This is a genomic window from Polaromonas sp. P4_H1, from assembly GCF_056400945.1.
Window position 1 is genome coordinate 1 of record NZ_JBFUKG010000003.1, and the last position, 23,322, is coordinate 23,322.

Sequence of the window (23,322 nt, forward strand, 5' to 3'; positions counted from 1 at the left end):
CAACTCCGGACTCGTCAGAACGTTGAAGAATTCCACCGCCTGGGTCGATCTCGCCCGGCGTCCAATGCTGCTGCAACGTTGATGCAAGACGCTTTGGGCATTACGATCCATGGTGGCTGGCCTTTGGGAAGATGGTTTGGGTGCTTCGTAAACAACCATCCTATCGACCCTTTGGTCAGCCATCTCCCTTTGCTTTCAAGCACTTACGCACGTCGCCGAAGGCCAACCTGCCAAAGTAAGTGCCATTCACGCTAAGGGTGGTGTTCGCAGGGGCAAGCCAGGGTGGACCACCAAATCGCCACCGCGGCCATGATCCAGTGGCCGGGCGGCGGCCGGCCGGGTTTCGATGCGACGGGCTGCGGCACATAAAACCGGTTTTATAGGGGGCATACCGGATGCTCCGGCAGACCTGCACGCTTACACTGAAGCGATGCTGATTTCACCCATCACCAGCCCCACTCTCGGGGACACAACCGCCGCTTCCAGCACACCAGCCGTGAAGCAGTTTCGCCAATCACTGCTTTGGCCCTTGCGTCTTATAGCGGCGGCAGACGCAAAGCGCCTGCACCACGGCCCCTGGGAGGTTCTTCGGGAGCTCGGAGATGCCACACCCTGGCGCGAAGAATTTGACGAGTACACCGGCGATCGGGAAGGTTTTCATGAGCGCCACTACAGCGAATTTGTGAGCTTTTTGCCCTATGTGCAGCGTTTTCTGTACGGCGAAGGCCGCTCGCGAAACCAGGGCAGCAAAGCGCCCGGCAGCGATGGCGATTCGCCCATGCGGGTCTTCCGGCGCCGCGACATTGCCGCGGTACGCGTGGTTGCGCAGCCCGGTGATGCGCCCGTCACGCTCGCCGTGGAGCATTGCAACCTCCATTTTTTCTTTGATATCGACGTGGTGCTGCTCAACCTTGAGATTTGCGCCAACGACCTGAGCCTGGCGCAGGCCCAGGAGCTGCTTTACCGCTTTGGCCGCGCCTACCCCGCTGGCTGGGATGCCGACGGTGCTGCGCAGCACTGCATGGCCAGCGTGGAGTGGCTGGCCGCCGACGGCACCGTGCTCGCCAGTTCCGACGCGCAGCAACGCGAAACATTCCTGTCGCATGTCGCCCAGCACCGGGCGCCGCGCATCGCCGCCCACTGGGCCTATCTGATGCAGCCCTTGGTGAGCGACCATTCGGAGACGCCCGGTGCCCTGCGCTACCGCCAGATTGAGTACCACCGGATGCCGGTGATGGCTTACCTGTCGCTCGACGACCCGCGCCGCCTCACGCGCACCGACTTCATCCGGCTTGGGCTGGTCACTGGCGCGGGCGCGACCGACGGAAATCTGCCTTACGCCGCACAACACCTGGCTGATTTTGAACAGCGCTACTGCTACGACCGCTTCTGGGGCGATACCGGCGCGGCACCCAACACGCGCTACCTGTGCAACGGCCACGCCCTGATTGTGGTGGGCGACGCACACTCAGCCTTCTTTTGCTGCGGCGACCGCGGCGTGCTGGCGCAGTTTCGGCACCAGCACTTCCTGCTGTTCCTGATTGCGCACTTTCAAAAAGCCGCCTTGCTGATGTTTTCCGACCAGCTGGTCGAAGCACTCAAGCGGCTGGACATCCATAACACGCCCAGCGTCAAGGACTTCAAGCGCGCCATTCGCGCCAGTTTTGAGCGCTTTCTGCGCTTCACTCACCGCTACTGGTTTCACGAGATTTCAGAGCAAGCCCAGGTACGCGCACTGTCACACCTGTGCACCACCCACCTGGGGCTTGACCCGCTCTACAACGAGGTCAAAGAGCGCATTGCCGACATGAACACCTACCTGGACGCCGACAGCCTGCGTCGACAGGCCAGCACGGTAGTGCGGCTGACCGTGGTCACGCTGTTCGGTTTGATAGGCACCATCACGACCGGCTTTCTGGGCATGAACCTGCTGGCCGAGGCGGACGCACCGCTGTGGCGCAAGGCCATCTGGTTTGGCGTGGTGTTTGTCGCCACCACCACGCTGACGCTGTACACCATGGTCAAGTCAAAACAGCTGTCCGACTTTATCGACGCACTGTCGAATGACCGCCTCAGCGTGCGCGGCAAGCTCGCTGCGCTGGCGCGGGTGTGGCGGTCGGGGACGGATTGAATTTCAGGTAACTACACCCCATCGGCAAGGCCAGACGGCGCCCGCTGGTGCAGCGCCCCGAGGAAAAACCGCGCCGCCTCGCTGAGTGGCCTGTCCTTGCGGGTGATGGAGCCGAACGACTCCATCTTGTGCCGGATCTCGCAAGGCAGGACCTTGAGCAGGCCGTGTTGGGCATAGGTGTCGGCAATCGACCGCGGCATGACGGCAATCATGTCCGTCTTGTCGATCAGGTCGGTCGTGGTCAGGATGGAAGCGGTTTCAATCAGGCTTCGGGGCGCCGGCATCTGCAGCATGCGAAACTCCTGGTCCAGCACCTCACGCATCGGGCTGCCGGTAGGCTGCAATATCCAGGGGTAGTTCAGCAGGCTGGCGAACTTCACCGATTTTTTGTGGCCCAGCGGGTGGTGCGCCCCCACCACCACCGACAGCGCTTCGTTATCCAGCGACGCAAAACTGTAGTCCTGCCAGTGTTCATCACGCATACGGCCAATCGCCACGTCCAGCGCGCCTTCGCGCAACAACTCCAGCAGTCGGTCGCTGGTGTCCATGGTGATGCCGACCGACAACAGTGGGTAGGCCTTCTTGAGCGCAATGATGGCGTTCGTCAGCAAGGTGGGTGACGGCGCCATGATGGTACCGATTGAGAGCCGCCCCGAAGAGCCCAGCTGCAACTCTGCCAGTTCGCGCGTCATCGATTCCATCGAGCCCCGCATGCCGCGAAAGTAGCCCAGTACGCTGGTGCCCGCTGCGGTGAGCTTCTGCCCGCGCCCGACCCGTTCAAACAGGCGCTGACCCAGAGCCGACTCCAGCTCCTGGATCATTTTGGTGGCCGCTGGCTGCGTCATGCCCAGCTCAGCCGAAGCCTTGCGCAGGGTGCCGTGCTCGCCCACCGCCAGGATGAGGGCCACCTGGCGCATGCGCAGGCGGTTAAGAAGCTGGGGAATGGGTGCAGGATGGGACATGAAAGCAGTGCAAAAAAAAGATGGTGACCTTGAGCGCCTTGAGGGCCTCGATGGGTATTTTTAAATGATAACTACAAATTATCAAATAATCATCAATTTTCAATTTACGTTAACTGTCTGGGTCTCTACCATCAGCGCATTCGTTCATAACAAAAATCTGGAGACATCTGATGATGAAACCCTCGCAACTATCGAGAATATTTCCCGCCGTTGTGCTGGCCGCCTGCGCGCTGAGCGGCCAAACCCAGGCTTTTGCCCAGGAGTGGCCGACCAAGCCCGTCCGCATTCTGGTGGGCTCGGCCCCCGGTGGCGGAACCGACGCCATGGCCCGTGCTGTGGCGGACCGGTTGGGCCCGCTGCTCAAGCAACCCGTGGTGGTGGAAAACCGCCCGGGTGTGTCCAACACACTGGCCGCCGACGTCACCGCCAAGGCCACTGACGGCCACACCATGGTGATGGGTGTTTCCACCGCTCACGCGATTGCGCCCCACCTGCTCAAGCTCGGCTACGACAACAACAAGGACCTGGTGTCGGTGGTGTTTGTCGGCGCGGTGCCCAATGTACTGGTGGTCAACAACGCCCTGCCTGCGGATTCGGTCCAGTCGCTCGTCAAGCTGGCCAAGAGCCAGCCCGGCAAGCTCAATTACGCCACCAGCGGCGCCGGCAGCACGCAGCACATCGCGGCCGAGCTGTTCAAGGACCAGGCGGGCGTCTTCATCACGCACATTCCTTACCGCGGCAGCGGCCCGGCGCTGGTCGACCTGGTCGGTGGCCAAGTGCAGCTGAGCTTTGACACCATGCCCTCGGTGATCGGGCAGATCAAGAATGGCCGCATCCGGGCCCTGGCCGTGGCGGCTTCCCGCCGCAACCCGCAGCTTCCCGATGTGCCCACCATGGCCGAAGCCGGTCTCAAGGGCGTGGAAATGAGCGCCTGGTACGGCATCTACATGCCGGCCTCCACACCCAAAGCCGTGCAGGAGCGCGTTTACACCGAAGTTACCAAGGTACTGGCCATGCCTGAGACGCAGACCCGCCTGGGCGCCATCGGCGCGGACCTGACGCCCATGACGCAGGCGCAGTTCGCACAGTTTCACACGGCTGAAAACAAACGATACGGCGACCTGATCGCCAAAAAGAACATCAGACTGGATTGACCTCATGAGCCAACACACCACACCGGCAACCACACCGGTCATTGCCCTGACACTGGGCGATGCTGCAGGCATCGGCCCCGAGCTGATTGCGCGGTTGCTGAGCCAGCCCGGCATCACCGCCAACGCCAATATCGTGCTGATCGGCGACCCCTGGGTCTGGCAGGACGGCCAGGCCATTGCCGGGCAGCCCGTGGCCACGCAAGCCGTTGCCAGCCTCGCCGAGGTGCGCAAGCGCCCCGACCAGCGCCTGCCGGCCTTCCTCGCCGTCGACACCATTCGTCCGGAGCAGGTACAGCGCAGCCAGGCGCAGGCCGCGTGCGGCGCCGCGGTGCTGCGGGTGCTCAACCTGTGCATGGACGGCGCCAAGCGCGGCGAGGTCGACGCCATTTGCTTTGCCCCGCTGAACAAGCAGGCGATGAAGCTGGGCGGCCTGAAGCACGAGGACGAACTGCACCACTTTGCCGAATACCTGGGCGTGACCGGCTACTTCTGCGAATTCAACACCCTCGGCGACTTGTGGACCTCGCGCGTGTCCTCGCACATTCCGCTGAAAGACGCGGCGTCCATGCTCAGCAAAGAGCGCATCGTGGATGCCGCCCGCCTGATTTACCGGTCGCTGCAGGCCAGCGGCACCGCCAGCCCCACAGTGGCGATCGCGGCCTTCAACCCGCATGGCGGGGATGGCGGTATGTGCGGACGCGAAGAGATCGACATCATCGAGCCGGCCGTGCGCGAGTTGCGCGCCAGCGGCTTTCCGGTCGATGGCCCCTTCCCCGCCGACACTATCTTCCTGAAGGCACGCGACGGTCAGTACCAGGCCATCGTCACCATGTACCACGACCAGGGGCAGATCGCCATCAAGCTCATGGGCTTCAGCAAGGGCGTGACGGTGCAAGGCGGCTTGCCGGTGCCCATCACCACGCCGGCACACGGCACGGCTTACGACATTGCGGGCCAGGGCGTGGCCGATGTGAATGCCATGCTCAACGCTTTTCAGATTGCGCAGCGCATGGGAGGACGCCTGACGGCGCCTCCCCAAGGAAAGTAATCCGGCTCACCCCGCCCCAACCCTCCCCCTCCGGGGGGATTCGAAAGATTCACCTCACAGGAAACCAGCATGAAAATCAAATCAGTTCGCGCACGTGTGTTTGAGTGGAAAGGCAAAACCGTTCCGCCTCAGGGTAATTTCTGCTCCAACGCCATGGACCTGCTCTACTCCAACAAGGAGACCATGAGCACCTTCCGCTTCCATTCGTGGACAGTGGTTGAAATCGAAACCGACGACGGCATCATCGGCCTGGGCAACGTGGCACTGGCGCCCGCCATTGCCAAAGCCATCATTGACCAGTACCTCACACCGCTGGTGCTGGGCCAGGACCCCTGGGACTACGAGTACCTGTGGCAGCGCATGTACCGTGCCACGCACGCCTGGGGCCGCAAGGGCGTGACCATGGCCGCCATCTCGGCGATCGACCTGGCTATCTGGGACATTCTGGGCAAGTCCGTGAACAAGCCGGTGTTCAAGCTGCTGGGCGGCCGCACCAAGGAAAAAATCCCCTGCTACTACTCCAAGCTCTACCGCACCGACCTCAAAGCCATGCAGGACGAAGCGCAGAAATACCTGGACCAGGGTTTCACCATGTTCAAGTCGCGCTTCGGTTACGGCCCTGCCCACGGCACCAAGGGTGTGGCGGAAAACCTGAAGGCAGTCGAAGCGATCCGTGAAGTGATCGGCTACGACAACGACCTGATGCTCGAATGCTACATGGGCTGGAACCTGGAGTACGCCAAGCGCATGCTGCCCAAGCTGGAGAAATTCCAGCCGCGCTGGGTCGAGGAACCGGTGATCGCCGACGACATTGACGGCTACGCCGAACTGAACCAGCTCACCAGCATCCCGATTTCGGGTGGCGAGCATGAGTTTTCCCTCTACGGCTTCAAGCAGCTGCTCGACAAAAAAGCGGTGTCGGTGGTGCAGTACGACACCAACCGTGTCGGCGGCATCACGGCTGCCCACAAGATCAATGCGCTGTGTGAGGCCTACAGCGTGCCGGTGATTCCGCACGCCGGCCAGATGCACAACTACCACCTGACCATGAGCACGCTGGCCTCGCCCATGAGCGAGTACTTTCCGATGTTTGACGTCGAAGTGGGCAACGAACTGTTTTATTACATCTTTGACGGCGAGCCGGTGGCGGAAAACGGCTTCCTGCAACTCGACGACAACAAGCCCGGCCTGGGCCTGACGCTCAAGACCGAGTTCCTCAAAGACTTCAACATCATCGAGTGAGCACCATGGCAGCCAGGTTCAAGGGCGTATTTCCGGTGGTGCCCACCACCTTCAACGATGCGGGCGAGCTGGACCTCGAAAGCCAGAAGCGCTGCATCGACTTCATGATTGACGCGGGCTCGAACGGCCTGTGCATTCTGGCGAATTTTTCCGAGCAGTTTTTGCTGTCGGATGACGAGCGCGAAACGCTCACGCAAACCATTCTCAAGCACGTCGCGGGCCGGGTGCCGGTGGTTGTGACCACCACGCACTTTGGCACGCGGGTATGCGCCGAACGCAGCCGCCGCGCACAGGATGCCGGCGCCGCCATGGTGATGGTCATGCCGCCCTACCACGGTGCCACCCTGCGGGCGAGTGAGGAGAAGATTTACGAGTTCTACGCAGCGCTGTCAGACGCCATCAACATCCCGATCATGATCCAGGATGCCCCCATGAGCGGCACGCCGCTGTCTCCAGCGTTCCTGGCGCGCATGGCCAAAGAGATCAAGCAGGTGTCGTACTTCAAGATTGAAACAGCCGGTGCCGCCTCCAAACTGCGCGAGCTCATTCGCCTGGGCGGCGACGCCATCGAAGGCCCGTGGGACGGCGAAGAAGCCATCACCCTGCTGCCCGACCTGGACGCCGGCGCCACAGGCGCCATGACCGGCGGCGGCTACCCCGACGGCATACGCCGCATCGTGGACGCCTATGCGGCGGGACGGCGCGAAGAAGCCGTGGCCGAGTACACGCGCTGGCTGCCGCTGATCAATTACGAAAACCGCCAGGGCGGCATTCTGACGGCCAAGGCGCTGATGAAGGCCGGTGGCGTCATTTCCTGCGAAGCCCCGCGCCACCCCTTTCCCGCGATGCATCCCGAAGTCCGCAAAGGCCTGATCGAAACCGCCCAGAGGCTGGACCCCATGGTCTTGCGCTGGGGCAAATAGTTTCTTGGCCGGCCCTTAAAAATTCTGAATCTGGAGACAAACCATGAAAACCCGTTCCTTTCTCAAACTCGCTCTTTCTGTCGCTGTGCTTGCCTCAGCCCTGGGCGCCAACGCGCAAACCACCAAAATCCGCTTTGCCCATGCCGGGCCGGAAACCGCGTCGCAGCATCTGGCCGCGCTGGAGTTTGCCAAACTCGTCAAAGAGCGCAGCAAGGGGCAATTGGAGGTTCAGGTCTACCCCGGTAGCCAACTGGGTAATGACTCGACCGTTTTGGGCGCGGTGCGCGGCGGCACCATCGACATGATGATGGCAGGCAGCGGCAATTTCTCAGGCATGGCCTCGCATTTTGAAGTGCTGGACATTCCCTTTTTGTTCCGTAGCCCGGCGCATGCCTATGCCACGGTAGACGGTGCAATCGGTCAGGGCCTGATGAAAGAGCTCGAAGGCAACGGTCTGAAGCAACTGGCATTTTGGGAGGTGGGCTTTCGCTCCATCACGACAAAAAATCGGCCCGTCAAGACACCGGCCGATGTCAAGGGTTTGAAGATTCGAACCATGCCCAACCCGATTCACCTGCAAGCCTGGAAGCTGCTTGGCACCAACCCGGTTCCCATGCCTTTGGGCGAGTTGTACCAGGCGCTCGAATCGGGTGCGGTGGATGCACAGGAACACCCGGTTGACATCACCTACGCGGCCAAATTTTACGAAGTGCAAAAGCATCTCACCATGACCAGGCACGCCTTTACCGCAATGCCGGTTGTGTTCAGCAAAACAAAGTTTGACGCACTCAACCCGGAACTGCAAAAGGTGTTGTTGTCATCGGCCGCCGATGCAAAAGTTTTCCAACGCACCATGAACCAGAAAAACGAGGCAGGAATCATTGCCGATCTGCGCAAGAACGGCATGAACGTGATCGAGACCTTTGACCCGACCCCCTTCAAAGCCGTGGTGGGCGAAGAAGTACGGAAAACCTACACCGCCAAAAACGGGCCCGAGCTGCTTGTCGCAGTCGAAGCCGTCAAGTAAGCAGCCACTCGGTAACGCTTTATGGCAGTCAAAATGTTCACCCGCGCCGTGGACTGGTTGCTCATCGTCCTGCTTGGAACGATGGTCGTCCTGATTTTCGGCAACGTGGTTCTGCGCTACGGGTTTAATTCCGGCATCGTATTTTCTGAAGAGGTCTCGCGCTTTGTCTTCATGTGGCTTACCCTGATAGGTGCGCTGGTGGTGATGAAGGACAACGCTCATCTGGGCATGACAAGCCTGATAGACCGCTTGGGCGAAAGAGGGCAGCGCATCTGCCGCTTTTTGGCCGACAGCCTGACATTTACGTGCTGTGCCCTGCTGGCCCACGGCACCTGGAAACAGGTAGTGCTTGGCATGGATAACCGGGCCCCTGTGACCGATGTCCCTCTGGGCCTGATCTACATGAGCCTGCTCATCAGCAGCGCCGGTATGGCGCTGGTCATGACCTGGTCGCTGTGGCGGCAAGCCACGGGGCGAATGCCAAGAGAAGAGCTCGTTTCCCATAGCGGCGACGGCGGCGAATAAGCGCGAAAGACCATCATGACCATTGTGATTTTTTTAACCTCCCTGATGGGAGCCATGACCCTGGGCGTTCCCATTGCGTTCTCCCTGCTGGTGTGCGGCGTCGCCCTGATGGTGCACTTGAACAGTTTTGACACACAAATCCTGGCGCAAAACCTGCTCGAAGGTGCCAATAACTACCCGTTGATGGCTGTTCCGTTCTTCATGCTTGCCGGTGAACTGATGAATGCCGGCGGCCTGTCGCGGCGCATTGTCGACGTGGCCAACGCCCTGGTGGGCCATGTTCGCGGTGGGCTGGGTTACACCGCCATCATTGCGGCGGTCGTCATGGCCAGTATTTCCGGCTCGGCGGTGGCCGATACAGCTGCCTTGGCAGCGCTACTGATACCCATGATGCGCAAGGCGGGCTACAACGTGCCGCGTGCTGCTGGCCTCATTGCCTCGGGCGGCATCATCGCGCCCATCATTCCGCCCTCGATTGGCTTTGTGGTCTTTGGAGTGGCCGCGCAGGTATCCATTACCAAGCTGTTCATGGCCGGCATTGTTCCGGGTGTGATGATGGGCGTGGCGCTCGGGATCACGTGGTGGTTTTGCGCCAAGAAGGAGCCGCTGATCAATGGCGGCGCCTTTAGCCTGGCCAAAGTGGCTAGCGCCATCGTAAGTGGCACCTGGGCGCTGGCATTGCCCATCGTGATCATCGGCGGCATGAAATTTGGTGTGTTCACGCCAACCGAAGCGGCCGTGGTTGCGGTGGTGTATTCCCTCGGGGTTGGCCTGTTTGTCTATGGCGAACTCAAACTGGCAGAGCTGCCCGAACTGATGCTGGCCGCCGCCAAGACCTCCAGCACCATCATGTTTTTGGTGGCTACCGCACTGGTCTCTGCCTGGCTCATCACCATCGCCGACATTCCAGCACAGGCCGTTGCGTTGCTGCAGCCGTTCATGGACAGCCCCAAGCTGCTCATGCTGGTGATGATGCTGCTGGTCATTGTGGTGGGCACCGCGCTGGACTTCATGCCCACCGTCTTGATCCTGACGCCCATTTTGATGCCGGTAGTCAGGCAAGCGGGTATTGACCCGGTCTATTTCGGTGTGATGTTCATCATCAACAACGCGATTGGTTTGCTGACACCCCCCGTAGGAACGGTACTCAATGTGGTGGCAGGTGTCGCAAGGGTCAACCTGGACAAAGTCATCAAGGGCGTCTGGCCTTTCCTGCTGGCGCAAACGGTTTTGCTGTTTCTGTTCGTGTTGTTCCCGCAACTCATCACGGGGCCGGCGGCCTGGTTCCGCTGAACACCCGGTGGGTGCTTCCAACCCCTCCCATCCGCTCCATCCCTTCCACCCCTTCATACCAGGAATCATCATGCGCACCGTCCATCACCTCGCGCTGTGCTCACTGCTGGGGTTTTGCAGCCTCACGGTGTCTGCCCAGACCGTCCTGCGCCTCAGTCACGCAGGCTCGCTGAGTTCCAGCCAGCACCTGGCGGCGCTCAGAATGGCCGAAGTCGTGAAGGAAAAGACGCAGGGCGCGCTGCGCATTGACGTTTTCCCCGAAAGCCAGCTAGGCAACGATGCCAAGGCAATTGCCGACACACAAAAGGGCGCACTGGACATGGTGATGGCCGGCAGCCCCAACTTCGTCGCCCTTGCGCCGCGGCTAGTCGAAATCGACCTGCCCTATTCGTTCGACACGCCACAGCGGGCCTACCAGGAGCTGGACTCGAAGTTCTATGGCCAGTCACTGCTCAATGAGCCGCTGGCCAAAGGCATCAAGGGTCTGGCCTTCTGGGAAGTAGGCTTTCGCATCATCACCAGCAACAAGGGGTTTGTGAAAACGCCCGATGACCTGAAGGGGCTCCGGCTGCGTGTGGTGGGCAATCCTGAGCAGCACGAGTTTTTCAAGGCCCTGGGAGCACAGACCGTGGCCATGCCGCTGGGTGAGCTCTACGAGGCCATCCGGGCCGGCAAGCTCGATGCGCAGGACCATCCGCTGCCCATCACCTACAGCTCCAGGCTCTATGAAGTGCAAAAGTACGTCACGATGACGCGGCATGCCTACACGGCCCTGATGGTGGCGATCAACGCGGGCCGCTTCGAGTCGCTGACTGCGGTACAACAGAAAGCGCTGATGGAAGCGGCCGTGGCCGGTCGCAATTTCCAGCGGGAGCTGAATGCAAAGAACGAAAAAACCATTCTGGCCGACCTCAGGCGCCAGGGTGTGAACGTGCTGGAGTCAGTGGACTCCAGGCCGTTCCGCCTGCTGGCTACGAAGCAGAGTGGAAGCTATTTCTCCCGCAGACTCGCCTCATCCGAGTTGGCCCACAGCAAATAAGCAATAAATAGCCAATCAACGAACCTCACGAAAGTTTGCCATGTCATCCCACGAAACCTTGCTCCTGGTGCAGAAATGCGCCCACACCTTCAGCTTTTACGACCTGAGCACTGGCCAGGCTAAAAAACACATCGTGCTGCCCAACTTTCCGCACGAGTTCACGGTAGACCCGGTGCGCCGGCGTGCCTATGTGGGCCACTACGGCATCGAGACCGCCAGCCACCTGGGCGACGTGGGCGGGCACTCGGTCTTCGTGATCGATCTTGACAAGCAAGCGCATGTGGCAACGCTGAATATCTGGCCCTTTTACCGCCCGCACGGCCTGACGGTAGATGCCGAAGGCCGCTTGTACGTGATGTCGGAGGCACACAACACGCTGCTGCGCTTCTCCGACCCGGTCAACCGCCATGTGCCCGACCTCGCCGTGCCCTCCGGTGGCTACAAGACCCACTTGTTCGCCTTGACGAAGGACGCGCAAACTGCGTATGCGCTCAACCTGCTGTCGAACACGGTCACCAAAATCAAGCCGAATGACCCGACCTTCACGCCGGTGGCCATGGTGCCGGGCCCGGTGCCCGAGGGCAATGTGCTGTCTGCGGATGAGTCGCTGCTGTATGTGGCCAACCGGGGTGACGACACCATCGTCGCCGTCGACACGGCCAGCATGAAAGTGGTCGCGTCGGGCAAGACACGACGTGATCCGAACCGGGTCTACCGCTTCCGCGGCGCGCAGGGCCAGGACCTGCTGCTCACCACCAATTCGGGCGAGCAGTCGCTGTCCATCTTCGGCACCGATCTGCAAGAGCAGCGTTGCTTTGCCCTGCCCAGCAATCCGCTGGCGCTGTCGTTTCACCCTGTGGAGCGCGCGGTCTACATCTCGTTTCAGGACGAGACGGTGCGCCGCCTCAACCTCGACAGTTTCGAGTTCGAGCAGGAGATCAAGACCTTGCGCGAGCCTGATTCTTCCTACGTGTGGCAACACTGATAGTTCGAGCCCCAGCTTCATAAATACAACAGGAGACAAAGCATGAAGATTCGCCGGACCGCGCTGCGCGCCATCACCACCACCCTCGCTGGCAGCCTGCTGGCCGTGACGCTGGCCCTGCCGCAACTGGCGCAGGCACAGGCAGTCAAACTGCGCTTCAGCCATTCGGGCACCGAAGCCGACTCGCAGCACGCGGCGGCGCTGGAGTTCGCGCGCAAGGTCAAGGAGCGGAGCAACGGCCAGGTGGAAGTGCAGGTCTATCCCAACAGTGCGCTGGGCAATGACACCAGCTCGATCGCCGGGGTACGGGGCGGCACCATTGACATGGCGACCTCGGGCACGCCGTACTACACCGGCATCGTCGGGCGCATGAACGTGCTGGACCTGCCCTACATTTTTGCCAATGCCGAGCACGCCTACAAAGTGCTGGATGGGGCCATCGGCCGTGGACTGCTGGATGAACTCGACGCGCACGGCATGAAGGGCCTGGCGTACTGGGAAGTGGGTTTTCGCAGCCTGACCAATTCGCGCCGCGCGATCAAGAGCCCCGAGGACATCAAGGGCCTGAAGGTGCGCACGACACCCAATCCGGCACACATCAAGGCGTTCCAGATTCTGGGGGCCAGCCCGACGCCCATGCCCTTTTCAGAGGTTTTCCCGGCACTGGAAAGCAAGACGGTGGACGGGCAGGAAAACCCCGTGATCATCGTCAGGGCAGCCAAGCTTTATGAAGCGCAGAAGTACATGTCGCTGACCCGGCATGCCTATACCGCCATGCCGGTGATCATCAACAAGGCCCGCTTTGACAGCCTGACGCCCGCGCAGCAGAAGGTGTTGCTCGACGCCGCACGCGAGGCCGGCACCTTTCAGCGCGAGTTGAACCGCAAGAGCGAGGCCGGTGACATCGCCTACCTGAAATCCCAGGGCATGCAGATCGAGGAAAACATCAATCCGGAACCATTCCGCAAACTGGTGGGCGAACCCATCAAGCAGCTGTTTGCCGAGAAGCACGGCACGCAACTGGTGGACGCGGTGCAAGGCGCCCGCTGACCCGCCCCCTCGAACTCCGCCCCCTTCCTTGCACTTCTGATAAAGCGCGCACCGTGAACGAGCCGACTTCCCGGCAGGATGCCATGCCCATCGTTGATGCACATCATCACCTGTGGGACCTGTCGCGCGGCCACTATCCGTGGCTGCAGGATGCTTACAACCCGCAGGAATTCTTTCTGGGCGGCTACCAGCCTTTGTGCCGCAATTTCCTGCCGGCGGACTACCGGGCAGCCAGCAATGACTGCAATGTGCTCGCTACCGTCCACGTGGAAGCCGAGCGCGACCGCAGCGAACAGGTAGCCGAGACCGCCTGGTTGCACGAGGTGCATGCTGAATACGGCTTCCCCAACGCGGTGGTCGCGCACGCCTGGTTTGACCGGCCCGACACCGAGGAATGTCTTCTTGACCACCTGCGCTACCCTCTGGTGCGCGGCATCCGCAGCAAGCCCGTCACTTCCCGCTCGCCCGCCGACAGCGTGCAAGGCCAGCCCGGCACCATGCAGGACGAAGCCTGGCTGCGCGGCTTCTCGCTGCTGCACAAACACGGTCTGAGCTGGGACCTGCGGGTACCCGCTTGGCATTTGCCCGAGGCGGCGCAGGTGGCACAGATGTTCCCGGATGTACCCATCGTGCTGAACCACCACGGCTTTGCCTGGGACCGCAGCGAGGAAGGACTCAAGCGCTGGCGTGGCTGGATGGAAGTGCTGGCGCGTCAACCCAACGTGCATGTGAAGTTGTCCGAATTCGGGCTGCGCGACAGCGCTTGGGACTGGCAGGACAACGCCCGCATCGTGCGCGACACGCTCGCCATCTTCGGCTGGCAGCGCTGCATGTTTGCCAGCAATTTCCCGGTGGCGGGTTTGCGCATCGGCTACCCGGAACTGGTCAGCGGTGTGCTGCGCATGCTCGATGGCCTCGCGCCCGCGCAGCAGCGGGCCGTGATGTGCGACAACGCGCTGCGCTTTTACCGAATCACCCCAAACACCTGAAGACGATTTATGCGCTACCTATTGTTCTACGACTACGCCCCTGACTACATGGAACGCCGCACCTCATTGCGCGCCGAGCATTTGACGCTGGCCTGGCAAGCCCATGCGCGTGACGAACTGGTTCTGGGCGGTGTACTCGACGGTCCGGTCAAAGGCGCCGCCCTGCTTTTCCAGGGTGACTCGCCCGATGCGGCGCAAGCCTTCGCGGCGGCCGACCCTTATGTCACGCATGGGCTGGTCGTGCGCTGGCACGTGCGTCCCTGGGTCACCGTCGTGGGCGACGGGGCATCAACACCGGTTCGCGTCTAGGCGCATCGAGTCCATAAAAAAAATAACAAAGTTCGCATGTCGACCTGGTACGGCCTGTACGTGACGGGCGGCACGCCCGACGCCACGGTCAGGCAACTGACTGACGAGCTCAAACGCGTGCTGGCATTGCCTGAAGTTAAGGCCCGCATTCGCGAACTGGGCGGCGACATTTTGCCGATGTATGGCGAAACCTTTGCGCGCTTCAATCTTGCAGAGTACGTGTCCTACAAACGCCTCATCACCCAAGCCAAAATCACCGCGGAATAAACCATATGACTCAACACAACAACTTCATCAACGGCGAGTGGCTGGCCGGCAACAGCACCAGTGCCAACCTCAATCCCTCCAACCTGTCCGACGTCATCGGCGAGTACGCGCAGGCCGATGCTGCAGGCCTTGATGCGGCCGTACAGGCGGCGCAAGCGGCCTTCCCCGCCTGGTCCACCTCCGGCATCCAGGCCCGCTCGGATGCACTCGACAGGATCGGCACCGAGATTCTGGCGCGCCGTGAGGAGCTGGGCACCCTGCTCTCGCGCGAAGAAGGCAAAACAAAGCCGGAAGGCATTGGCGAAGCCACCCGCGCCGGCCAGATCTTCAAGTTTTTCGCCGGTGAATGCCTGCGTCTGTCGGGTGAAACCGTTCCGTCGGTGCGTCCCGGCATCGGCGTGGAAATTACCCGCGAGCCCGTCGGTGTGGTCGGCCTGATCACGCCCTGGAATTTCCCGATTGCCATTCCCGCCTGGAAAATCGCGCCCGCGCTGGCCCATGGCAACTGCGTGGTCCTGAAGCCGGCCGACCTGGTGCCGGGCAGCGCGTGGGCCCTGGCCGAGATCATCTCGCGCTCCGGCATCCCGGCGGGTGTCTTCAACCTGGTGATGGGGCCGGGACGCGTGATCGGCGACGCGCTGGTCAACCATCCGGGCATCAACGCCATCAGCTTCACCGGCTCGGTCGGCGTGGGCAGCCGCATTGCCGAGGCCTGTGCGAAGAACCTCAAGAAGGTACAGATCGAGATGGGCGGCAAGAACCCGCAGGTCATCCTGGACGATGCAGACCTCACCCAGGCGGTGGAGCTGAGCGCGCAGAGCGCTTTTTATTCCACCGGCCAGCGCTGCACGGCGTCCAGCCGCCTGATCGTGACGGACGGCATTTACCCGGCCTTTGTCAAAGCCCTGCAGGAACGCATGGCCCGGATCAAGGTGGGCGATGCGCTGACCGCGGGCACCGACATCGGGCCCGTGTCCTCGCAGGCGCAACTCGAGCAGGACCTGAGCTACATCGCGATCGGCAATTCCGAAGGCGCGACGCTGGCGTTCGGCGGAGACCGCGTGCAGTGCCACACCGGTAGCGGCGCAGAGGGCTACTTCATGGCGCCGGCGCTGTTCAGCGAAAGCACGGCCGGCATGCGCATCAACCGCGAAGAGATCTTCGGCCCGGTCGCCAGCATCATCCGCGTCAAGGATTACGAGGCGGCCCTGGCTGCCGCCAACGACACACCATTTGGCCTGTCTGCGGGCATTGCCACCACGTCGCTGAAACACGCCACCCACTTCAAACGGCACAGCCAGGCCGGCATGGTGATGGTCAACCTGCCCACCGCAGGGGTGGACTACCACGTGCCATTCGGTGGACGCAAAGGCAGCAGCTACGGCCCGCGCGAGCAAGGCCGGTACGCGCAGGAATTTTTCACGACGGTGAAGACCGCCTACACACTGGCCTGACGCAGCGCCCGCTCTCGGCGGACTGGTCATCATGCAGGGGGCCTACACCTTTTTTCTGCCCTCAAATTTTAATAACGGAGACACCATGAACATCCCCCTGACACTCGCACTCGCACTCGCTCGCGCGGGTCGCGCCTTGACCCTTGCCCTGCTACCGCTGGCCGCCACTGCAGTGCTGGCCGCCGACTACCCGACCCGGCCGGTCGAACTGGTGGTCGCCGCCTCGGCCGGTGGCGGCACGGACGTGATGGCGCGCGCCTTCGCCGACGCGGCGCGCAAGCACTTCCCGCAACCTATCGTCGTGATCAACAAGCCCGGCGCCGCCAGCGCGATCGGTTTCGGCGATGTCGCCAACGCCAAGCCCGACGGCTACAAGGTCGCCGTGGTCAGCGTCAACCTGGTGATCCTGCCGGCGCTGAACCTCATGAAGCTCACCAGCGACGACTTCATCCCGATCGCGCGCCTGAACTACGATCCCTCGGCGATCACGGTGCGGGCCGATGCTCCCTGGAAAACGATAGAGGAATTCATTGCCGACGCCAAAAAACGGCCGGGCGCAATGCAGGTCGGCAACGGCGGCGTCGGCGACATCTGGCATGTGGCCTCCGCCGCGTTTGAGGACCGGACCGGCACACAGCTCAACCATGTGCCATTCCAGGGCGCGTCGCCGGCCATTCTCAGCCTGCTGGGTGGCCACGTGGACGCCGTCTCCGTCAGCCCCGGCGAGGTGATGTCGCACGTGCAGAGCGGCAAATTGCGCACGCTGGCCGTGATGTCCGAGCAAAGGCTGGGCGGCGTGTTTGCCGATTCGCCGACGCTCAAGGAAAGGAAGATCGACCTCGCCATCGGCGTGTGGCGTGGTCTTGCCGTGCCCAAAAATACGCCGCCAGACGTGGTGGAGGTGTTGAAGAATGCCGCGCGCAGCACGGCGAGCGACGCGGCTTACAAAGAGACGCTGGTCAAGGCCAACCTGGGCGAAGCTTATCTCGATGCCACGCCCTTCAAGGCATCGATCGAGAGCGACCGCGAGTCACTGAAGAAGGTGCTGGCGAAGCTGGTCATCCAGAAGTAAACGCGGAACAAGCGCCTGTCAGGAGCGCACCGTATCAGCCACACGCTCGGCACAGGCTTTGGCCTGCTGAGCGTCGCGCGCTTCGACCATCACGCGCAGCAGCGGTTCGGTGCCACTCGCACGAATCAGCAAGCGGCCTGTGTCGCCCAGTTCGGCTTCCACCGCTTTGGTCTCAAGCGCCAGTTTTTCGCTGGCTTTCCAGTCCTGCCCGGGCTTGAGCCGCACATTGACCAGCGTCTGGGGAAAGAGCACCACATCGCCCAGCAACTGGGCAATGGTTTTCCCGCTGCGCACACAGGCCTGCAATACCTGCAGCGCGCTGATCAGGCCATCGCCGGTGGTGTGTTTGTCCAGCGCCAGCAAATGGCCCGAGCCCTCACCGCCCAGCAGCCAGCCACGCTTTTCGAGTTCCTCCAGCACGTAGCGGTCGCCAACCTTGGCGCGCACAAACTCGACTCCCCTGCTTTTCAGGGCCAGCTCCACGGCCATGTTGGTCATCAGCGTGCCGACCGTGCCCGGCACTTTCTCGCCGCGCGCCAGGCGTTCGCTGACCATCAGGAACAGCACCTCATCGCCGTTGAAAAGCCGTCCTTCGGCGTCCACCATCTGCAGGCGGTCGGCATCGCCATCGAGTGCAATGCCGTAATCGGCCTGGTTGGCCCTGACTGCCGTGATCAGCGCATCAGGATGGGTCGCGCCGACCTCGTGATTGATGTTCAGGCCATCAGGCGCGCAGCCGATGGCGATCACTTCGGCACCCAGTTCATGAAAGACCTTGGGTGCGATGTGATAGGCCGCCCCGTGGGCACCGTCCACCACGATCTTCAGGCCCTTGAGCGTCAGGTCATAGGCAAACGTGCTCTTGCAAAATTCGATGTAACGCCCCGCCGCATCGTCCAGGCGGCGCGCCTTGCCCAGCGTCGCCGAATCTGCCCATACCGGCGGTTCCTCCAGCGTCGCCTCCACGGCCAGTTCCCACTCGTCGCTGAGCTTGGTGCCCTGGGCGCTGAAAAACTTGATGCCGTTGTCGGGGTAGGCATTGTGGCTGGCACTGATGACGACCCCCAGACTGGCACGCTGGGCCCGCGTGAGGTAGGCCACGCCGGGGGTTGGCAGCGGCCCGAGAAGCACCACGTCCACGCCAGCGGAGTTGAAACCGGACTCCAGCGCGCTTTCGAGCATGTAGCCGGAAATCCGGGTGTCCTTGCCAATCAGTACGGTCGGGCGTGATTCCGTTCGGCGGAGCACCCGGCCCACCGCATGTGCCAGCCGCAGCACAAAGTCAGGTGTGATGGGCGGCTGGCCCACCGTGCCGCGAATGCCGTCGGTGCCGAAGTATTTTCTGGTCATGTTTCTTGTCCCTGTGAAGCCTGGTTGTGCAGGAAGTGTGTGCCTATTTTAGGTTTGCAGGCTCGGTCGTTCGCCCAGATTCGCCCAGGAGAAGTGTCAGGCGTTGTTTCGAACGCTTTCCCTCGGGGGAAAAACTCGGCAAGCAGCGGCAAAGTACAGAAACAAACGCAGGCAACTTAACTGCTCGCAGCCGACCATACCTTCAGGGCCTGAACGGTTTCGCGCACATCGTGCACGCGCACCACCCGGGCTCCCCGCTCTACGGCCAGCAAGGCGGCCGCCACGCTGGGCACCAGGCGGTCCTCAATCGCCAGCGGGGCGTCGGCTGGTGAAGTGCTGCTCACCGCCACCAGTGACGATTTGCGAGACCACGCGGCCAGCAGCGGGTAGCCAGCGGCCAGGAACTCCCGCTGGCGTGCCAGCAGCGAAAAATTCTGTGCCACGGTTTTCCCGAACCCCACACCCGCGTCGAGCACGATGCGGGCCCTGTCAACGCCGGCGGATTGCAGCTCGCGCGCAGCATGCTCCAGAAACGACAGCACCTGAGGCACCACATCCCCTTCCATGGGGGCCATCTGCATGGTTTGCGGCTCGCGATGCATGTGCATCAGGCAGACGCCGCAGCTCGGGTGACCGGCCACGACCTGCCTGGCGCCCGGCTGGCGCAGGGCCCAGATGTCGTTGATGATGTCGGCGCCCAAATCCAGCACAGCCTGCATGACCTCGGGTTTGTAGGTATCTACCGAGAGCGGTACGCCGAGAGTGGCCGCGTGGCGAATAACCGGCAACACGCGCGCCAGCTCGTCCTGAAGCGGTACCGGCGACGCGCCGGGGCGGGTTGATTCGCCGCCGATGTCGAGCATGTCGGCACCGTCGCTGATCAACTGCTCGCAATGCGCGAACACCCCGGAAAACCCGCCGCTGCGCGTGAAGTACTTGCCACCGTCGGAAAACGAATCGGGCGTGACATTGACGATGCCCATCACGCGCGGCTGCGACACATCAATTTGAAAACGTGAGGTTTGCCAAATCACGAAGCTGTCTTCCTGAAAATGAGCCGTGAGGCTGTTGTGGTACAAAGCCCGCGACAAAGAAAAAACCGGGGACTGGCCCCGGTTGTCATGACTTGCGGACGGTCTTCAACTGATCGATCAGGCCACCGTGGGCGCTGGATCCGTGCTCACCGCCGGTGTACCGCCGCTGGGACCACCACCGCCGCCCACGGAGGAGTTGCGCGGTGTCCAGTCCTTGGGAGGACGCGGTTCCTTGCCGGCAATAATGTCGTCCAGCTGCTCACCGTCAATGGTTTCCCACTCAAGCAGGGCTTTGGCCATGGCGTGTATCTTGTCCTTGTTGTCTTCGATCAGCTTGCGCGCCTGGGCGTACTGCTGGTCGATGATGCGGCGCACTTCGCCATCAACCTTTTGCAAGGTTGCTTCGCTCATGTTGTTCGTTTTGGTAACCGAACGGCCCAAAAACACTTCGCCTTCGTTCTCGGCATACACCATGGGGCCCAGAGCCTCGGTCATGCCGTAACGCGTCACCATGTCGCGGGCCAGTGCCGTGGCACGTTCAAAGTCGTTGCTCGCGCCAGTGGTCATCTGGTTCATGAAGACTTCTTCGGCAATACGGCCGCCAAACAGCATGCTGATCTGGCTGAGCATGTACTCGCGGTCATAGCTGTAGCGGTCCTGTGCCGGCAGGCTCATGGTCACGCCCAGCGCACGGCCGCGCGGGATGATAGTGACCTTGTGCACCGGATCGCACTTGGGCAGCATCTTGCCAAGCAGCGCGTGGCCGGATTCATGGTAGGCCGTGTTCCTGCGCTCTTCCTCGGGCATCACCATGCTCTTGCGCTCGGGGCCCATGAGGATCTTGTCCTTGGCTTTTTCGAAGTCCTGCATCTCCACGGTGCGGGCATTGCGGCGCGCAGCCATGAGGGCGGCTTCGTTGCAGAGGTTGGCCAGGTCGGCACCGGACATGCCGGGCGTGCCGCGGGCAATCACGCTGGCGTTCACGTCCTGGCCAAGCGGGACCTTGCGCATGTGCACGTTCAGGATCTGCTCGCGGCCGCGAATGTCGGGCAGCGTCACATACACCTGGCGGTCAAAGCGGCCGGGGCGCAGCAGCGCAGCGTCCAGAATGTCGGGGCGGTTGGTGGCAGCCACCACGATCACGCCTACATTGGTTTCAAAGCCATCCATCTCGACCAGCATCTGATTCAGCGTCTGTTCGCGCTCGTCATTGCCACCACCCAGGCCTGCGCCACGCTGGCGACCCACGGCGTCAATTTCGTCGATGAAAATGATGCAGGGGGCGTTTTTCTTGGCATTCTCGAACATGTCGCGCACGCGGGCCGCACCCACGCCGACAAACATTTCGACGAAATCAGAACCGGAAATCGAGAAAAACGGTACTTTGGCTTCGCCGGCAATACCTTTGGCGAGCAGGGTTTTACCGGTCCCCGGAGGGCCCACCAGCAGCAAACCGCGCGGAATACGACCGCCCAATTTCTGGAATTTTTGCGGATCTTTCAGGAAGTCGACAACTTCCTTGACCTCTTCCTTGGCTTCGTCGCAGCCGGCCACGTCGGCAAAGGTCACTGGATTGGTGGACTCATCAAGCATGCGGGCCTTGGACTTGCCGAAGCTGAACGCGCCGCCCTTGCCCCCGCCCTGCATTTGCCGCATGAAATACACCCAGACGCCAATCAGCAGCAGCATCGGGCCCCAGCTGACCAGCAGGGTCATCAGGAGGGAACCTTCTTCGCGGGGTTTGACGTCAAACTTGACGTCATTGGCGATCAGGTCACCCACCAGGCCGCGGTCCAGGTAAGTTGCCGTGGTGCGGACCTTGCGGTCGTCGGTAGTCGTGGCGGAGATCTCGGTGCCGCCCTGACCTTCAGCAATGGTTGCCGTCTTGATGCGCTTGCCCCGCACCTCCTCCAGAAACTCGGAATAACCCAAGTAGTTGGAGCCTGCGCCACCACGTGTATCAAATTGCTTGAAAACGGTGAACAGCACCATGGCGATCACCAGCCAGATTGCAATTTTTGAAAACCACTGATTGTTCAAGGACTACTCCGATGAAAGGGCCGAAAGAACCCAAAGCCGATGAGATGGCACATGCGACCGATTTTAGGCGTTTCAAGGACAAAAACGACAAGAAGCCGGCTTACGTCCCTTGGTTTGAAGCGGTTTTAAGTGACTTTTGGCACTTCCGGCCGGCTTTCAGGCCGGCTCAGGCACTCTCAGACACTGTGTCAGCCCGTTTTTTGAGCCCCTTGCCAACCAAAAAGGTTTCAGAAGAATTGGAACGCGACGCTTTGGGCTTCATGGGCTTGACCACCTTGAAAGTGGCCCTGAACAGCTTGACCAGCTCGTCATAGCCGCTTCCGTGAAACAGTTTGACCACCAGCGTGCCGTCCGGTTTCATCCGGTTCTGGGCAAACTCCACCGCCAGCTCCACCAGGTGGGCAATGCGTGCCGCATCCGCCGACTCAATGCCCGAAAGATTCGGGGCCATGTCCGAAATGACCAGGTCAACCTTGACCTGGCCCTTGTCCGTCGCCAAAGCCTGCTCCAGTTTTTGCAGCACTTCCGGCTCCCGGAAATCGCCCAGAATGAACGTCACGCCCTCGATGGGTTCCATCGGCAGCATGTCCAGGCCAATGATGCGGCCGTTAAGTTCACCCGCAGCAGCCCCGGTGGGCGAAAGCTTGCGCCGCACATACTGGCTCCAGGCGCCGGGCGTGCTGCCCAGGTCCACCACGCAATCACCCGGCCTGATCAGGCCCAGGGTTTCGTCAATTTCCTTGAGTTTGTAGGCCGCACGGGCGCGATAACCCTCTTTTTGGGCAAGTTTGACGTAAGGATCATTGATGTGCTCATGCAACCACGCTTTGTTCACCTTTTTGCCCTTGGCGCTCACCTTTGGGCTGTCCTTGATGTTGTCCTTGGGGCTGTTCTTGGGATTTACTTTCATGCCGGCTATTGTCCTCCTGTGGACTCCACCGATAATTGGCGAATGGCTCAAATTCAACTTACCCCCGCCCAGCGCAAAGAACACCGCGCCGAGGCCCATCATCTCAACGCGGTCGTCATGATCGGCTCCGACGGGCTGACCGCTGCCGTTCAGAAAGAAACTGATGCGGCCCTCAACGCGCACGGGCTCATCAAGGTAAGGGTGCAGTCCGACGACCGCGCCAGCCGCGAAGAAATCTTTCAAACCCTGGCAAACGAGCTCAATGCCGCACCTATCCAGCACATCGGCAAACTGCTGGTGCTGTGGCGGCCCATGCCGCCCAAGGAAAAGAAAATCAACGAAGACCGCATGCCCGGTCCGCGCGATGTGAAAGTGCTGAAGAACAGCTCGCGTTACGGCCAGCGGCCCGAGGTCAAAACCCTGCGCGTGCTCGGCAACCAGCGCCTGACGCCGGGCGGTACCGTCAAACGCGCCAAGCCCAAGCAGCGCAGCATCAAGAAAAGCTCACAGGACTAGCC

The 23,322-nt window shown here is 61.6% G+C and carries 22 protein-coding genes; 17 read left to right on the forward strand and 5 right to left on the reverse strand.

Going from position 1 to position 23,322, the window contains the following annotated elements; genetic code table 11:
- Nucleotides 1-430 precede the first annotated feature (430 nt).
- Nucleotides 431-2,131 carry a hypothetical protein gene (locus AC1DS5_RS05385; RefSeq protein ID WP_477717230.1) on the forward strand — a complete coding sequence of 567 codons (1,701 nt, stop codon included), beginning with the start codon at nucleotides 431-433 and terminating at the stop codon, nucleotides 2,129-2,131.
- Between the two features lie 11 nt (nucleotides 2,132-2,142).
- On the opposite strand, the gene AC1DS5_RS05390 is transcribed toward AC1DS5_RS05385, so the two are convergent.
- Nucleotides 2,143-3,093: a LysR family transcriptional regulator gene (locus AC1DS5_RS05390; RefSeq protein ID WP_477717231.1), complete on the reverse strand. Its 951-nt coding sequence runs from the start codon at nucleotides 3,091-3,093 to the stop codon at nucleotides 2,143-2,145.
- 170 nt (nucleotides 3,094-3,263) lie between these two features.
- Between AC1DS5_RS05390 and AC1DS5_RS05395 the strand changes: the two genes are divergently transcribed.
- From AC1DS5_RS05395 to AC1DS5_RS05465, 15 genes are all read left to right on the forward strand, one after another.
- Nucleotides 3,264-4,247, forward strand: a complete 984-nt coding sequence (locus AC1DS5_RS05395; protein ID WP_477717232.1) for a Bug family tripartite tricarboxylate transporter substrate binding protein — start codon at nucleotides 3,264-3,266, stop codon at nucleotides 4,245-4,247.
- A gap of 4 nt (nucleotides 4,248-4,251) precedes the next feature.
- Nucleotides 4,252-5,295: a 4-hydroxythreonine-4-phosphate dehydrogenase PdxA gene (locus AC1DS5_RS05400; RefSeq protein WP_477717233.1), complete on the forward strand. Its 1,044-nt coding sequence runs from the start codon at nucleotides 4,252-4,254 to the stop codon at nucleotides 5,293-5,295.
- A gap of 69 nt (nucleotides 5,296-5,364) precedes the next feature.
- Nucleotides 5,365-6,537, forward strand: coding sequence for an L-rhamnonate dehydratase (locus AC1DS5_RS05405; protein WP_477717234.1), 1,173 nt, complete (start codon nucleotides 5,365-5,367; stop codon nucleotides 6,535-6,537).
- A 5-nt stretch (nucleotides 6,538-6,542) separates the two neighbouring features.
- Complete coding sequence (locus tag AC1DS5_RS05410) at nucleotides 6,543-7,460, forward strand: dihydrodipicolinate synthase family protein (protein WP_477717235.1); 918 nt, start codon at nucleotides 6,543-6,545, stop codon at nucleotides 7,458-7,460.
- 43 nt (nucleotides 7,461-7,503) lie between these two features.
- Entirely contained in the window at nucleotides 7,504-8,487 is a 984-nt protein-coding gene (locus AC1DS5_RS05415; RefSeq protein ID WP_477717236.1) for a TRAP transporter substrate-binding protein, read from the forward strand.
- Nucleotides 8,488-8,520: 33 nt separating this feature from the next.
- Nucleotides 8,521-9,012 (forward strand): TRAP transporter small permease, encoded by a 492-nt coding sequence (locus AC1DS5_RS05420; RefSeq protein ID WP_477717237.1) that lies wholly within the window; start codon nucleotides 8,521-8,523, stop codon nucleotides 9,010-9,012.
- A 15-nt stretch (nucleotides 9,013-9,027) separates the two neighbouring features.
- Nucleotides 9,028-10,305, forward strand: coding sequence for a TRAP transporter large permease subunit (locus tag AC1DS5_RS05425; protein ID WP_477717238.1), 1,278 nt, complete (start codon nucleotides 9,028-9,030; stop codon nucleotides 10,303-10,305).
- Nucleotides 10,306-10,375: 70 nt separating this feature from the next.
- On the forward strand, nucleotides 10,376-11,344 hold the full coding sequence (locus AC1DS5_RS05430; protein ID WP_477717239.1) for a DctP family TRAP transporter solute-binding subunit: 969 nt from the start codon (nucleotides 10,376-10,378) through the stop codon (nucleotides 11,342-11,344).
- 40 nt (nucleotides 11,345-11,384) lie between these two features.
- Nucleotides 11,385-12,329 carry a YncE family protein gene (locus AC1DS5_RS05435; protein ID WP_477717240.1) on the forward strand — a complete coding sequence of 315 codons (945 nt, stop codon included), beginning with the start codon at nucleotides 11,385-11,387 and terminating at the stop codon, nucleotides 12,327-12,329.
- A 42-nt stretch (nucleotides 12,330-12,371) separates the two neighbouring features.
- Nucleotides 12,372-13,379 (forward strand): TRAP transporter substrate-binding protein, encoded by a 1,008-nt coding sequence (locus AC1DS5_RS05440; RefSeq protein WP_477717241.1) that lies wholly within the window; start codon nucleotides 12,372-12,374, stop codon nucleotides 13,377-13,379.
- 83 nt (nucleotides 13,380-13,462) lie between these two features.
- A complete protein-coding gene (locus AC1DS5_RS05445; RefSeq protein WP_477717520.1) occupies nucleotides 13,463-14,368 on the forward strand; it encodes an amidohydrolase family protein in 906 nt (301 codons plus the stop codon).
- A gap of 9 nt (nucleotides 14,369-14,377) precedes the next feature.
- Nucleotides 14,378-14,677, forward strand: coding sequence for a YciI-like protein (locus AC1DS5_RS05450; protein ID WP_477717242.1), 300 nt, complete (start codon nucleotides 14,378-14,380; stop codon nucleotides 14,675-14,677).
- A 36-nt stretch (nucleotides 14,678-14,713) separates the two neighbouring features.
- Nucleotides 14,714-14,944, forward strand: a complete 231-nt coding sequence (locus tag AC1DS5_RS05455) for a hypothetical protein (protein ID WP_477717243.1) — start codon at nucleotides 14,714-14,716, stop codon at nucleotides 14,942-14,944.
- A 5-nt stretch (nucleotides 14,945-14,949) separates the two neighbouring features.
- On the forward strand, nucleotides 14,950-16,398 hold the full coding sequence (locus AC1DS5_RS05460; RefSeq protein ID WP_477717244.1) for an aldehyde dehydrogenase family protein: 1,449 nt from the start codon (nucleotides 14,950-14,952) through the stop codon (nucleotides 16,396-16,398).
- 85 nt (nucleotides 16,399-16,483) lie between these two features.
- Nucleotides 16,484-17,470, forward strand: a complete 987-nt coding sequence (locus AC1DS5_RS05465; RefSeq protein ID WP_477717245.1) for a tripartite tricarboxylate transporter substrate binding protein — start codon at nucleotides 16,484-16,486, stop codon at nucleotides 17,468-17,470.
- A gap of 18 nt (nucleotides 17,471-17,488) precedes the next feature.
- On the opposite strand, the gene glmM is transcribed toward AC1DS5_RS05465, so the two are convergent.
- The 4 genes from glmM to AC1DS5_RS05485 all read right to left on the reverse strand — a co-directional run bounded on the left by glmM (nucleotide 17,489) and on the right by AC1DS5_RS05485 (nucleotide 22,804).
- Nucleotides 17,489-18,820 (reverse strand): phosphoglucosamine mutase, encoded by a 1,332-nt coding sequence (glmM, locus tag AC1DS5_RS05470; RefSeq protein WP_477717246.1) that lies wholly within the window; start codon nucleotides 18,818-18,820, stop codon nucleotides 17,489-17,491.
- A gap of 176 nt (nucleotides 18,821-18,996) precedes the next feature.
- Nucleotides 18,997-19,854: a dihydropteroate synthase gene (gene folP, locus AC1DS5_RS05475; RefSeq protein ID WP_477717247.1), complete on the reverse strand. Its 858-nt coding sequence runs from the start codon at nucleotides 19,852-19,854 to the stop codon at nucleotides 18,997-18,999.
- Between the two features lie 117 nt (nucleotides 19,855-19,971).
- Complete coding sequence (gene ftsH / locus AC1DS5_RS05480) at nucleotides 19,972-21,894, reverse strand: ATP-dependent zinc metalloprotease FtsH (RefSeq protein WP_477717248.1); 1,923 nt, start codon at nucleotides 21,892-21,894, stop codon at nucleotides 19,972-19,974.
- 166 nt (nucleotides 21,895-22,060) lie between these two features.
- Nucleotides 22,061-22,804, reverse strand: a complete 744-nt coding sequence (locus tag AC1DS5_RS05485; protein ID WP_477717249.1) for an RlmE family RNA methyltransferase — start codon at nucleotides 22,802-22,804, stop codon at nucleotides 22,061-22,063.
- A 42-nt stretch (nucleotides 22,805-22,846) separates the two neighbouring features.
- On the opposite strand from AC1DS5_RS05485, the gene AC1DS5_RS05490 reads away from it, so the two are divergent.
- Nucleotides 22,847-23,320, forward strand: a complete 474-nt coding sequence (locus tag AC1DS5_RS05490; protein WP_477717250.1) for a YhbY family RNA-binding protein — start codon at nucleotides 22,847-22,849, stop codon at nucleotides 23,318-23,320.
- The last annotated feature ends 2 nt before the right edge of the window (nucleotides 23,321-23,322 follow it).